Annotated in this window: 10 protein-coding genes and 1 pseudogene; 4 read left to right on the plus strand and 7 right to left on the minus strand. The window is 47.7% G+C overall.

Annotated elements, in window-relative coordinates; translation table 11 throughout:
• Nucleotides 1-156: 156 nt before the first annotated feature.
• Entirely contained in the window at nucleotides 157-1,497 is a 1,341-nt protein-coding gene (locus DW121_RS12880; protein WP_117711986.1) for an MATE family efflux transporter, read from the minus strand.
• A gap of 132 nt (nucleotides 1,498-1,629) precedes the next feature.
• Between DW121_RS12880 and DW121_RS12885 the strand changes: the two genes are divergently transcribed.
• The 3 genes from DW121_RS12885 to DW121_RS12895 all read left to right on the plus strand — a co-directional run bounded on the left by DW121_RS12885 (nucleotide 1,630) and on the right by DW121_RS12895 (nucleotide 3,476).
• Nucleotides 1,630-2,214, plus strand: coding sequence for a Crp/Fnr family transcriptional regulator (locus DW121_RS12885; RefSeq protein WP_117711988.1), 585 nt, complete (start codon nucleotides 1,630-1,632; stop codon nucleotides 2,212-2,214).
• A gap of 189 nt (nucleotides 2,215-2,403) precedes the next feature.
• Nucleotides 2,404-3,033, plus strand: coding sequence for a YiiX/YebB-like N1pC/P60 family cysteine hydrolase (locus DW121_RS12890; RefSeq protein WP_118323993.1), 630 nt, complete (start codon nucleotides 2,404-2,406; stop codon nucleotides 3,031-3,033).
• A 32-nt stretch (nucleotides 3,034-3,065) separates the two neighbouring features.
• Nucleotides 3,066-3,476: a DUF4878 domain-containing protein gene (locus DW121_RS12895; RefSeq protein ID WP_118323994.1), complete on the plus strand. Its 411-nt coding sequence runs from the start codon at nucleotides 3,066-3,068 to the stop codon at nucleotides 3,474-3,476.
• A gap of 29 nt (nucleotides 3,477-3,505) precedes the next feature.
• On the opposite strand, the gene DW121_RS12900 is transcribed toward DW121_RS12895, so the two are convergent.
• From DW121_RS12900 to DW121_RS12925, 6 genes and pseudogenes are all read right to left on the minus strand, one after another.
• A complete protein-coding gene (locus tag DW121_RS12900) occupies nucleotides 3,506-4,267 on the minus strand; it encodes a creatininase family protein (protein WP_118323995.1) in 762 nt (253 codons plus the stop codon).
• An 18-nt stretch (nucleotides 4,268-4,285) separates the two neighbouring features.
• A complete protein-coding gene (locus tag DW121_RS12905) occupies nucleotides 4,286-5,164 on the minus strand; it encodes a helix-turn-helix domain-containing protein (RefSeq protein WP_117711994.1) in 879 nt (292 codons plus the stop codon).
• 71 nt (nucleotides 5,165-5,235) lie between these two features.
• A pseudogene (locus tag DW121_RS12910) lies at nucleotides 5,236-7,532 on the minus strand (TonB-dependent receptor).
• A gap of 311 nt (nucleotides 7,533-7,843) precedes the next feature.
• Entirely contained in the window at nucleotides 7,844-8,185 is a 342-nt protein-coding gene (locus DW121_RS12915; protein ID WP_118323996.1) for a hypothetical protein, read from the minus strand.
• Between the two features lie 45 nt (nucleotides 8,186-8,230).
• On the minus strand, nucleotides 8,231-9,976 hold the full coding sequence (locus tag DW121_RS12920) for a bifunctional metallophosphatase/5'-nucleotidase (protein WP_117712543.1): 1,746 nt from the start codon (nucleotides 9,974-9,976) through the stop codon (nucleotides 8,231-8,233).
• Between the two features lie 12 nt (nucleotides 9,977-9,988).
• Nucleotides 9,989-11,902 (minus strand): sensor histidine kinase, encoded by a 1,914-nt coding sequence (locus DW121_RS12925; protein ID WP_118323997.1) that lies wholly within the window; start codon nucleotides 11,900-11,902, stop codon nucleotides 9,989-9,991.
• Nucleotides 11,903-12,009: 107 nt separating this feature from the next.
• Here DW121_RS12925 and DW121_RS12930 point away from each other — a divergent pair, with 107 nt between their 5' ends.
• Nucleotides 12,010-14,145 (plus strand): Tex family protein, encoded by a 2,136-nt coding sequence (locus tag DW121_RS12930; RefSeq protein WP_117712547.1) that lies wholly within the window; start codon nucleotides 12,010-12,012, stop codon nucleotides 14,143-14,145.
• The last annotated feature ends 8 nt before the right edge of the window (nucleotides 14,146-14,153 follow it).

A 14,153-nucleotide genomic window follows, 5' to 3' on the forward strand; every position in this document is an offset into this window, starting at 1 on the left:
CAAATGCGGTGCAAATGTAGGGCAAACTTTTGGACTATGCAAATCTTTCCTACATATTTTTTTCTACATTTTCGGAAGAAAAGAGATAACACGTTAACACTCAAAATTTAATAAGACAGAAAAAAAATAATAAATCCCGGATTTTTCATCCAAACTTTATTTTATAAAACTCTTGCTTACCCACTTCATGCTGTACCAACGCCGCACAAAGATAGCACCCCGAATATTTTCGTCCAATAAGAAAGCGACCCACATTCCGCAAATTCCCCAGCCCAACGGGATGCCGAACAAATATCCAAGCCCTACAGCCACACTCCACATCACCACCAGCCCCACATAGAATGGATAGTTCACATCTCCTGCCGCCCGCAACGCATTCGTAGCGAAGATATTGATAGGTTTTCCTATCTCCACTGCAATGTCTATAATCAGGATTGCGGTTCCCATTTTGATAATTTCGGGGTTGGACGTGAGCCAGCCGAAAATGGTATGTCCGAAGACCGCAAGTATGCAGGACAGGATAACAGTAATCATCACCGACTTCTTCATCACGTATTTTCCCATCAGAAAAGCTGCACGAGGCTTCTTTTCCCCTATCAAATGCCCTATACATATTGCCCCGCCCTGCGCCATAGAGATACTGAACAGATAAGCGAACATAATGATATTAACGCAATACGTGCGCGTGGCAAGCGCCTCTACTCCCAGCATATTAATGAAATAGGTAATCACCACCTGCGAAGAGCTGTAAGAAAGCTGTTCACCGGCAGAGGGCAACCCCACTTTCAGCAAATTTTTCAACTCTATCCACGGGAACGGGCGAAAATAAGCCAACGGAAAACGTTGTATATGCTTGCGGAACAGGATTACGAACAGGATTACCATTGAAACACCCCGGCTGAAAGCCGTGGAGATAGCCGCCCCTTCCACTCCTAGCTCCGGAAAGCCGAACCGCCCGAAAATAAGAGAATAGTTACCGATGATATTAAGAATATTGACCACCACCGTAACCATCATCGGATACACCGCCTTATTGGCACTGCGCAATGATGCGGAAAGAGTCAGCGACAATGCCTGAAAAAACGCGAACGCCCCGACAATACGCATATAGTCCATACCATCCTGCATCAGTTCGGGTCCAAGTCCCATGAGGCGTAAAATAGGTCCTGCGCAGCCAAACAGCAGCATACTGATACTGACACCCACCACCAGATTGACCAAAAGAGAAACTCCCACTACCTGCACCACCTGTTTATGCAGGCGTGCACCAAGATATTGCGAACATAGCACGGAAGTACCGAGGTTAATCACCTCAAACACCAAAAAAGTCAGCATGATAATCTGGTTGACCACACCTACGGCAGCCACGCTGTTGTCCGAATGACGGCTCAGCATTATGGTGTCCACCGCACCGAGCATCATAATAAGTAATGTCTCAATAAAGATAGGAGCCGCCAGCTTGGCAAGCCGCTTCTTCAAATTCTCTTGCTGTATCATTTATATCGTAGAATGTGCCATGACAAAAAATCGCGCAAAGATACGCAAATGAAAAGGAGATGAAATTGATACATATCAAATAATTTTCCTATCTTTGCCGCACTAAATGACACCCAAACCTACATAATTGTTATGGATACATTACTCAAAGAAACAGTAGATATTACTGTCAACTCCCGTTACTCAGGCATGGCCCCCGAAGGCAGGCGGCAAATAGAAGAAATCCTGATTCGCAAAGAAGTGGAAAAAGGAGAGCTTTTACTGAAAGAGGGACAAATAAGCCATAACATTGTATTCGTCGGCAAGGGTATGTTGCGCCAGTTCTACTATAAGAACGGCAAGGATGTTACCGAACATTTCTCTTATGAAGGTTGCATTGTTATCTGCATTGAAAGTACCCTGAAAAAAGAGCCTACACACCTCATGATTGAGGCACTCGAAGACAGCATCGTCTATCTCCTGCCCTACGACAAACTGATGCTGCTCACCGAAATATCATGGGAAATCAATATGTTCTATCGTAAAATTCTGGAATATTCCCTCATTGTTTCACAAATTAAAGCCGACTCCTGGCGGTTTGAAACTGCACGTGAACGTTACAACCAACTGATGCAGCACCAGCCCGAAGTTATCAAGCGAGCTCCCTTGTCACACATCGCCTCTTACCTGCTGATGACTCCTGAGACATTGAGTAGAGTACGTTCGGGCATACTTTGAAAAAAAATAATCGTTTTTTTGATTTATGTCAAATCCTCTCCCGAAAGAACTCTTTAACTTTGCAACGTCATTTAGAAAGCAATAGAGTAAATTAGTTTTTATAAGAGAGAGATTAGTTTTTAGGGTACACTAAAAAAATTAGGCAATATCTGTTAAAGGATGTTGCCTTTTTTTGTATATTTGCCCCTAATGAAAATAAACATACATAACACTCTGTTTGCAACCGGCCTGTTTTCCCTGTTTTTCTTCAGTGCTTGCAAAGGTAATAATCTCAAGGAAGAGCAAAGAAGCCTACCCAAAGAATTATTCAGAGAGGGAGATATTGTTTTCAGAAGAGGGACCGGATTCACCAGCCGCATAGTACTGGCAACCGACAACGAAGGAAGATATTCGCACATCGGCATCCTGAAAAAGGAAAACGGAGTATGGTGCGTGATACATGCCGTACCCGGCGAACCGGACTTTGAAGGAGATGCAGACCGGGTGAAACTGGAGCCGGTAGAACAATTCTTTGATGCCACAAAAGCTACACGAGGCGCCGTAATGCATCTGCAGGTTGACTCCAGCCTTGCATACAGGGCTGCCCAAAGCGCACTCGGACTTTTTCACAAGCGTGTATTGTTTGACCATGATTATGACTTGAATGATACCACCAAGATGTACTGCACGGAACTCATTGACTATGTGTACCGGAAAGAAGGAATAGATTTACCGGAGGGACGCACCACCTCTGTCAACATACCCGGAATGAACGGTGACTATATAATGCCGAATGATATTGCGCAGAACAAACGTCTCTGTTTGATATACTATTTTTAAAACACACATTATTCACTTAAAACAAAAAACGTATGAAAAAAGTATTCTACTTCAGTATGATGGTAATGGCTATGTTCGTAATGGCAGCCTGTTCTTCTTCCTCAAATACTCCGGGCGGTGCGCTGAAAAAGTATAGCGAGTACCTGAAAAACGGTGAGTATGAGAAGTTCGTAGAGGGAATGGCCTTTAAAGACAGCCAAGATGCAGCGAAAGTAAAAGAACAAAAGGAAGCGCTGGTTTCCATGCTCAAGGAAAAGCTGTCTAAGGAATATGATAAAAAAGGCGGTATAAAGGATATTGAAATCCTGTCGGAACAAATTGCCGAAGACGGCAATACTGCCGTAGTAAAGACCAAATATACTTACGGAAACGGCGAGACCCAAGAGGGTGAGCAAAAAATGGTGAAACAAGACGGCAAATGGCTGATGTCCATGGGTAAATAGAACCGGGCAGCCATCTGTCGTTCTATAAATCAGTAAAGGTCATGCCGCGCAACCTCTGTAAAGAGTGCAGCCAGTTTCTCAATGACCGGTTTCAGATAGCGTCTGCCTTTTTCTGCAGACGCTTTCTTGGGATTACCCACCCCGGTATCCACCGTAGCCTTATCCCAATGGCGGGGCGTCCATGCCACTTTCTCATTCAATGAAGCGATGGCAAACGGGCGGGACTCTCCATCGCCCGCCTCAGCAAGGTTCACCAGTTCGGGATGATAGTACATCATGGCTGAAGTCTCCGATTCGCCGGCATGGTCGTCAATAGCAGCTTCAAAATACCCTTTTGTAGGGATGATGCTGAACCAGTCGGTCGCCATAATCAGGAAATCGGGATAAGTAAAAGCAAGGTCGCGAATCATCCCCTTGAAATTGTTGCCGCCGTGACCGCCGAGAATAACCAGTTTACGTATGCCCTGCACATAAAGAGAAGCTACAATATCTTCCAGAATAGCTTGCTGGGTGGTGTAGCGGGTGTGAATACAGAAAGGAAGCTCGCGCTGTCCGGGATTGTGAGCGCCGAAAGGCACAGGCGGCATCACCATGCAACGCACACCGGAGCGTTCCAGCGCCAATGCAGCGGCATCTACGGCGATGTCATGCGGAAGGATACAATCCGTCAGATAAGGCAGATGCAGGTTATGGGGTTCGGTAGCCCCCCAAGGAAGAACTACAACGTCATACTTCACGTCTTTCACCTTTCCATAACAGGAGACGGCAAGATCTATTTCTCTTTTTTCCATATCGATTATCTTTAGAGGTTATTGCCTTCTGTATTCTTTAGGCGACAGTCCCGTATGATGCTTGAAGTACTTTCCGAAGAAAGACTGGTTGGCAAAATGCAGCTCGTCGGATATTTCCTGAATACTCTGTTCGGATGATTTCAGCATGGCTTTCGCTTCCAGAATCACCAGACTGTCAATCCACTCGCCCGCTGTCTTTCCGCTCACCTCTTTCACTACGGTAGAGAGATGTTTGGGCGTAAGGAACATCTTGTCGGCATAATAAGACACGCTCCTCTCCTGTTTATAAAACTCATAAACATACCGGATGAAACGTTCAAACAAATCTTCCTTGCGGCTTTTGGGCATATGTTCCTTAACGGTATGCCCCTGATAGATATTGTATATCTCGTAGAACAAAGACAACAAAATGCCCTGCGTTATTTCTTTACGATACGGATTGTCTTTCAGCTTCACTTTGCTCCACAAGAAAGAGTGGTACTCCTCGAAAGATTGCAGTTCTTCGGCAGAGACGCGGATACAGGGCCGCTCCTTTATCATAAAGAACATCGGGAAAAGTTGTTGCACCGTAGGTATCACCATGTCCATGAAATCTCTGGACACCGCGATAAACCCGCCGGAAAAATCACCGGAACGTTCGCCCTGCTGCACAATCTGTTCGGGCAGGACGATGCAGAGCATACCTTCCCGCATCTCATACTCCCGCAGATTGATGTTCAGCTTGCACCAGCCTTTACGGCATACAGCGAGACAGGCAGCATTCAAGCGGGTGGGATATGCAGTCAGAGGCATATCCTTTATATCATCAAAGATAGCGAAATCATTGCCTATAAAATCAATCATAGGCAAATGATGTATTCCGGAAATGTCAACGTTGCGAATCTGTTTTGTATTCATCAGTCTTGTGCTTTGCCGGCAAATATAGGATTATTCATGGAATAATTAATTTAAAAATCGTGAATGTTACCTTAATTCATAATTTTAAACCCTATAAAGAATGTACGCGGCTGTGTGGGCCCGTAGAAATAACCGGCATCACGAAACTCGCCCTTATCCAAATCCTTCTGAAAACTGTTGAAGATATTCTGCACACCCGTATTCAACTGAAGCTTGATGTGGTCGTGCAACACGAAAGTATAGTTCAGCTTCAGGTTGAGGTCGAAGAAGTGCGGGGTATGTTCCATGCGGTCTTTCTCGATATATCCGGCATAATGCGGCACAATCATCTTGCCCGTATAAGTGCCCGATAGGGAGAAATCGAAATTCTTCACCGGAGCGGACGAGAAAGTGAAGTAACCGTAATAATCGGGTGTGCGGGGCATACGTTTGGTTGTCAGGCTCTCACCGTCCACCTCCGTCCAAGCCTCCTCACGGGTATAGCGGCTGCGCTGTGCGGTAAAGCCCAGCTGGAACTGAGCTTCCTTGCCATGGGCAATCTTGGCATCGAGGTTTGCGCCGTACACACGGGCGCCGTTACCGTTGCGGCGTTCCTTAATCACATCGCCCATATCGTTCTTTCCGATATCTTCGAGGACAAAGACATGGCGCAAGTCGGTATAGAAGCCCTCTATGAGGATGTTTGCCTGCCAATGCCCCAAACGGGTAGTCCAGTCTACCGAACCGCTGTAACTGTTGGACCGCTCTTCGCGCAGGTTGTCCGCCAGCTTGATTTGTACGCCTTCACCACCGACTGCGGTGACATGGAGGTCTTCATCGTATGCCTGCGGGGCACGGAAACCGGTGGAGTACGTCAGACGCGCCTGAAAATCCTCGGCAGGTTTATAAAGCAAGTTGACACGAGGACTGAAAATCAGCTTGTCTATCAGGTTGTGCTTGTCCAGACGGGCGCCGACAAGCATAGTGGCACATTCATCTTCCATTCATTCTGCACAAAAGCGCTGGCGATGCGGACATCTTGCCGCATATCGCGATGATAGCCCGTCATGACATCGTGCATGGAATTGTTTTGGTACTCCAGTCCGCCCGTAAAAGTGGCGGGGGCGAAAAGGCAGTTATCCATATTGCCCACATACATACCGCCTGCCACCCAAGTCAGGTCGTTGGTCTTGCCGTAGGCATTCATGTCTTTCTGTGCGCCGTAATAACTGTTGCGGTCGGTGTGCTGTACAGAGCCGTACAACGAGATTTTATGTTTATATTCGCGCCAGAAGAGGTCGTAGCTCAGCCCACCGCTGTTGATGACGTGCTTGGTTTGCTCGGTGATGTCCGTTTCATGCGGCTGGAGGTCGAACTTGTTACCGCCGCGACGGAATTCGTTGGTAGTGTGGTACTCCAGATTGATGCGGCTGAAATGTGTGGGACGGTAATAGGCACGGAAGCCGAAAGTATTCATGTTCAGCTTGCCCAGTTCGGAGAAGCCGTCACCGTCACGGTCGTAGGGGTTTCGGTTGCGGTAGCTTTCGTAGAGGGCTATTCCGTAAGAATTGTCTTTGGCTACCAGAGAAACGTTCGCTCCCATATACTGCTCCCACGACTTGCCGTCCATGTTGGAGAACATACTCGATACTTGGAAGGAATTGTTGATGGGGTCTTTGGTAATGATATTGATAGTTCCGCCCACGGCATTGGCGCCGAACAGCGCCGAGCCGCCGCCACGTACCACTTCCACTCTTTCTATCATGTTCACCGGTATCTGTTCCAGTCCGTACACTCCGCTCAACGCACTGATAATGGGACGGCTGTTAATCAGAATTTGTGAGTAAGGTCCTTCCAGACCGTTGATACGCACTTGCGGAAAACCGCAGTTCTGGCAGTTATTCTCCACACGCAGTCCCGACTGGTAATTAAGGGTTTTGGCAAGGTCGGTGGAGTTTACCATTTCAAAGAGTTTGGTACTCATCACGTTCACCACCACAGGAGCTGCCTTGCGGCTTACCTCATTGCGGTTGGCAGACACAACGACCTCATCCGTCATAAAACTTTCTTCCTCCATCTGGAAATGCACTACCGCCGTAAAGTCCTTGTTGACTTCAATCTCCTTTTCCTGCGTCTTGTAGCCTACCGCAGATACGCGCAACTTATATTTGCCTGCCGGAAGGTTCTTAAACTCAAACTGGCCTTCTTCATTGGATACTGTTCCCTGTCCGCTGCCTACAATCAAAATAGTGGCATACGGTATGTTCTCTTCCGAGCCTTTCACAAGGACATGGCCGGAAATCATATTGCCTTCCCTGATGGGGTTCGCGGCAATAGCTGCGCCGATGCTTGTCATGGCAAGCACCAACGCCAATATATAATGTCTCATTTGAATAATCGCTTTTATTTCTGTTACAAAATCAACTTATACAAGTTGTCATTCAGAGCGGAGCGAAGAATCTGCTCTCTTTAATATGTGTGCGGAGAAGGGATTCTTCGCTCCGCTCTGAATGACAGATAGTCTTGATACAAGCTAATCTTTAATATTTACTTACTATAAAATCTGTCAGTTTATGATGCCGTCCCGGTATCAATGTTTGATACGGCGAATACCAAACATTGGTACGGCGAATACCAAACATTGGTACAACGAATACCAAACGTTGGTACGACGAATACCAAGCGTTGGTACAGACAATATTAAAGAGTAACGAAATAAGGGGGAGCGCGAAGTGAAAGTACCCGATACGCTTTTCCCTTGATGACGGGAGTATCGGTTTCGTTTTCAACCACCCGCAGCAAGGAACGCATCGGGTGTTGTATCTCGCAACAGTCCGGCTTGTCCGAACTGAAATGAGACAGCAAACCGATAACAATCAGCGAAGTGGCTGAATGCGAGTGTTGGTTGTGAAAAGGGTGCGAGTGGGTAATCAGCACCCCGTTGATGTAATGGACGTGAGTAAATGCCGTCACACTTGTCTGGTACACCGCAAAGAGCGCCAGCAAGCATAATGCGCATATGTTTCTTTTTATTCCTTTCACGTCTTATCAGTTGTTCGTTTTATTTAGAGGGCGCAAAGGTAATGATTATTCCTGAACTTTACCAAACAAGAACTCATAATCGCGTTTGGAAGCCGGAGCCGCCCACTCTTCGGGAATAAATTTCCACTGGCCGAGCGCACGCGGTTCAATCACTTTCGTCTGTTCGATATATTGCATCAGATAATAACGCAAGTCCTTGTCCGTGGAACTGATGATACGTCCTTTCAATTCATCTTGGGGAATGCCCGCGCCTTTTGTCAACAGTTCCCCGCCACCGTTGCCCCGGTAAGAGTTCAGGGCCACAGTGTACATCTTGTTCATATCAAACGGAGTGCCGTCCGCCATACTGAGGACAGTAACCTTCTGTCCGCTCGGTTTCGTAACGTCCACTGTATAGATGATGCCTGCCGCCGAATCGAAATTGAAGCTGAAGTTCTTGAAGGAAGCCCTGTCCGCCGCACCCTCGCGGGGTTTGTCGCGGAACAACAGAATATGGTCATCGGGCGAAGCCATCCGGTTTGTCCAGAGGTCATAAGACATCTCTAAAGCATCGTGCACCTCCTTACCCGAAAGCCGCATGGTGTAGAGCATATTCTCATACTTATACAGGTTGAACATATCATACACGTAGACATCCCCCTCCTTTATCTGCGTGTCATACGACAAAGGAGCCGCAAACGAGATATCAGCGCCGCTGATTTTCAGCTGCAAAGTATGGATGAGGTCTATGAAAGCGGAAGAGCCGAAATAAGCGGGACGGGTGGAGATAGTCTCCGTGAAACGCCCGATTTTCTTCGATACGAAATCCTGAATAGTGGTGTACTGCGGGGCAAAGTGTTTCATAAACTCGTCACTGATGCCATAACTCCCGGTTTCGGTCAGTGTACCGTCAATCTTCTTATCCACGACTTTGCCATTACGCAATTTCACAGTTATATCAATATCACTTACCACTATACCGTTGCTGGCAGGGTCAATCACCAGCACAGAGTCACCCGCCACGTTCTGCACCTTCTTGCATTCGCGGGCATGGTCGTGCCCCATCAATACAATATCGAAACCCGGTACATTGCGCGCCACATTCAGCGAAGCGTTCTCCCGATACTTGCCTCCCATCAGCAATGCGTCTTGCCCGGCATGGAACATACCGATAACAATATCCGGCCGCTCCTTTTCACGAATTATTTTCATCCACTTGCGTGCCGTATCTTCCATATCATCGAAGCGGAGCCCTTTCCACAGATTCTCGGACAGCCACACCGGGATGGCGGGCGTTATCATGCCGAGGACAACAATCTTTACACCGTCGCGTTCGAGCGCCACATAGGGCGGAAAATGGGTTTCGCCCGTAGCCGTATCAATGATGTTGGCACCCAGTACGGGAGCATGGCATTCGCCTGCCCAACGGTCGAAAACGGCACGTCCCGTTTCAACATCGTGGTTGCCCATATTGCCTGCATTATATCCCATAAAGTTCAGCATTTCAGCCGTCAGATGAGGAGATACCGTATCAATATAATTATAGTAATAGGCGGTAGGCTGCCCTTGGAGAATATCACCGTTATCCAGCAATATCAGATTATCTTTATACGTCTCACGCTCTTTCCGGACAAAAGCATATACACGTGCCAGGCTTCCGGCAGCTTCACGCTGAAGAATAAAGTCGCGGGGATAGAAGTTCCCGTGTATATCACTGGTTTGTACCACCTTTAATTTAACCGTCTTCTCCTGTGCGGCAACCGTGCCAATCAACAGGATAATCCATACAAAGCAACAAATCTGTTTCTTCATGTTTCTTCTCTTTTATAAATCCAACGGGTGTGTAAATACAAAGCGAGCGCCCTGGGTATAAAGCGGGTCTATCCAGATTTCTCCGCCCCACCTATCCACAATCAGTTTACAGATAGACAGGCCGAGCCCTGTTCCCTGCGCATATTCATTCAGTTTCTCAAAACGCTCGAAAACTCTCTTTTGTTCGTCCAACGGTATGCCGCAGCCCGTATCCGACACGGAAAAGAGAGCGATATGTTTCTTCTCGTCCACTTCAAGTTGCAATTTTATCGTGCCGTTCTTCGTAAACTTATCCGCATTGGATAGTAAGTTGATTACCACCTGTTGCAAACGCTGGATATCCGTACGGATTTCCAAGCTCTCTACGGCGCTTTCGAACACGATTTGATTATCAGAACGGCGCGCTTGCAATACGGAAGCCACTATCTGCGCACAGACCTGCACCACGTCAAGCCTCTCCCAACTGAAGGTGACGCGGCCTGCCTCCAAGCGGGATACATCCAGAATATCGTTAATCAGCCGAAGCAACAAATCCGAATTGGTCTTTATGATTTCAAAATATCCACGCTGCTCTTCCACAGAACTATCGCCCGCAGAAAGCACGTCCGAGAATCCTACAATAGCATTCAGCGGTGTACGTATCTCATGGCTCATATTGGCAAGAAACGCACTCTTCAGGCGGTTGGACTCTTCCGCCCTATCCTTTGCCTCACGCAAGGCTGCCTCGGAAACCTCCAAATCGTCTTTCAGCTTCTTGGTACGATAGAAAAAATAGAGCGAGATGAGCAAGCCTGTCAACAAGATAAGCAGAACGGCAACAACTCCCCATATATGGTATTTATATTGTTCATAAAATCCCGGAGTTACATTCACCAACCTGACAGGACCCGGAATGGAAACGATATTCAGATTTTTGTCTTTAATAAGTTTGCCGTCCATTACAGTCTCGCAAGAAATGAGCTCTATTTCAGCCTCCTCCGGGTTTTCCAACAAACGGAAAGCCTGACGTGCCATATCTTTACCCAACGCACGATAAACGGGCACTACTCCACCCACGACCCAGTAGCCGATGCCTACGGAGGTTATAGAGAAAGCGGGCAGACCGGGAGCCGCTTCCATCATGGCATACGTGGCATTGCGCATGAAATAGCCGTCATTCATGTCCACACGCCATGTACCCATCAGCAAGACGGTATTAGGGGGCAATGAATGCAATTTGTCACTGATGGTATAAATGGTATTTACACGACCGTCCAGCAGGATAAGGCTTAATTCGGGAAATTTCTTCATTTCCTTCGCCACATGCGCCTGCAAAGTGACACCGCCGTAGCTGTTGTCCGATATGAAAGCAATATGTTCCGTCTTGGGATACAGTTGCTTTATCATACGGATATTGGCGACCACATCATATTGATAGATAAATCCGCTCTTTATCGGGGAATTGGAAAAGTTCTCGAAGAAATCCAGCGATTCGGGCATCCATGTCTTCAAGTCCGCACCCTGTTCGGGCAAAAGCACCACATTCCGACTGGCAAGCGCCGTCATTACAGGCACATCACCCCGAAGTGAATCTTCCAGTGACAGATAGGCAGCCCATGCCTCCTGCCCTATCAATATAATGAGCGACGGCTCTTTAGCGCCCTGATACTTGGACAAGATGCCTGCCATTCGCCTTTTCCAAAAAGGTGATTCAGAGAAACTCTTACAGTTCATGTTTTCCAACTCTACGCCACACTTACCTCCCAAACGCTGATACTCTTCCATAAAATTGGAAATATTGTCCGAAGTCTGACGTGAATCCGGATTGTAAGAACTGATAATCAGCACAGGGTGGTCACCCGTCGCAGAGTAGACAGGTATCGTAAGGAAAAGGAATGCCGCCAGATATAGTAGCGTTCTGTTTAGTATTTTTTTTGATAATCTCATCTAAAGTCCTCCGGAACTGCCGCAAAGATACAATAAAACTCAAAAAAGGCGCAAGGAAAGATTGTTTTTCGTACTTTTGGCGCACATTATAAAAAAAAGAAGCTGACATGACGCAAATCTTTCATCACATGATAGCTGCCATCCTCGGCATATCAGAGAAACAAATCGGGCAGACACTCGCCCTACTCAATGACGGAGCCACCATCCCGTTTATCAGCCGCTACCGCAAGGAAATGACGGGCGGACTGGATGAAGTACAAATAGAAGCCATCCAAACTCACTACGAAAAGCTGAATGAAACGGCGAAACGGAAGGAGACCATCATCAGCACCATTCAGGAACAAGGTAAAATGACTCCCGAACTGCAAAAGCGTATTGATGAGACGTGGGACAGCACCGTCCTCGAGGATATTTACCTGCCTTACAAGCCCAAACGGAAAACTCGTGCGGAAGCTGCCCGCCAAAAAGGGCTCGAACCGCTTGCCACCTTATTGATGCTGCAACGCGAGCCTCATCCCGAACAGCGTGCCGCCGGATTTGTGAAAGGCGATGTAAAAAATGCGGAAGATGCCCTGAAAGGCGCACGCGACATCATTGCCGAGCAGGTGAGCGAGAACGAGCGTGCCCGCAACACCCTGCGCAACACCTTTGCACGCCAAGCCGTACTGACCGCCAAAGTGGTAAAAGGCAAGGAAGAGGAAGGAGCCAAATACAGAGACTATTTCGACTGCTCAGAACCTCTGAAGCGATGCAGCTCACACCGTTTGCTTGCCATTCGCCGCGCCGAAGCGGAAGGCTTGCTCAAAGTAAGTATCAGTCCTGACGACGAAGAGTGTGTGGAGCGACTGGAAAAACAGTTTGTACAGAGCAACAACGCTTGCGGAAAGCAAGTGGCGGAAGCCGTACAGGATGCCTACAAGCGTCTCTTGAAACCGTCCATCGAAACCGAATTCGCCGCACAAAGCAAGGAGCGCGCCGACGACGAAGCAATCCGCGTCTTCGCTGAAAACCTGCGGCAACTATTGCTTGCCTCGCCTTTGGGACAGAAACGGGTAATGGGAATAGACCCCGGATTCCGTACCGGTTGCAAGGTAGTGTGTCTGGATGCACAGGGCAACTTGCTGCATAATGAGAATATCTATCCTCACCCTCCCGTCAAACAGCCTAAAGAGGCTTTCGCCAAACTGCAAAAGATGATAGAAGCCTACAAAGTGGAAGCTATCGCCATAGGGAACGGTACTGCCAGCCGTGAAACGGAGGATTTCCTGAAGCGGCAGATTTTCAACCGGGACGTACAGATTTTCATTGTCAGCGAACAGGGCGCTTCCATTTATTCCGCTTCCAAAATCGCCAGGGATGAGTTTCCCGAATACGATGTAACGGTACGCGGCGCAGTTTCCATTGCACGCCGACTGATGGACCCGTTGGCGGAACTTGTCAAAATAGACCCGAAGTCTATCGGCGTAGGCCAGTATCAGCACGATGTAGACCAAAGCAAACTGAAAAAGTCCCTCGACCAAACCGTAGAGAACTGCGTAAACCTGGTCGGTGTGAACCTGAACACAGCCAGCAGCCATCTGCTGACCTACATCTCAGGACTTGGTCCCCAACTGGCACAGAACATCGTGAATTATCGTGCCGAGAACGGAGCATTCTCATCCCGCAAACAGTTGATGAAAGTCCCGCGTATGGGTGCAAAGGCTTTTGAGCAATGTGCCGGATTCCTGCGCATACCGGATGCTAAAAACCCGTTGGATAATACGGCAGTGCACCCCGAAAGCTACCACATCGTAGAGCAAATGGCCAAAGACTTGGGATGCAGCGTAGCCGAACTAATCGCCAACAAAGAATTGCGGTTGAAGATACAACCGGAACGCTACCTCTCGCCTACCGTCGGAATGCCGACCTTGAAAGATATTCTGCAAGAGTTGGAGAAGCCGGGACGTGATCCGCGCGGTCCTATCAAAATCTTTGAGTTCGACAAAAATGTACGCACCATTGACGACCTGCGTGTAGGCATGGAACTGCCGGGCATCATAGGGAACATCACCAATTTCGGCGCTTTCGTTGATATAGGCATCAAAGAAAACGGCCTGATACACCTCTCCCAACTTGCGCAGAGATATGTATCAGACCCTAATGAAATTGTGTCCATTCATCAACAAGTACGCGTAAAGATACTCAGTGTAGATGCTGAACGGAAACGCATACAGCTGACGATGATTGGGGTGGAACAGGAATAAATTTTAAT

Origin of the sequence: Bacteroides sp. AM10-21B, assembly GCF_003472565.1 — a bacterium.
Taxonomy (GTDB): domain Bacteria; phylum Bacteroidota; class Bacteroidia; order Bacteroidales; family Bacteroidaceae; genus Bacteroides; species Bacteroides propionicigenes.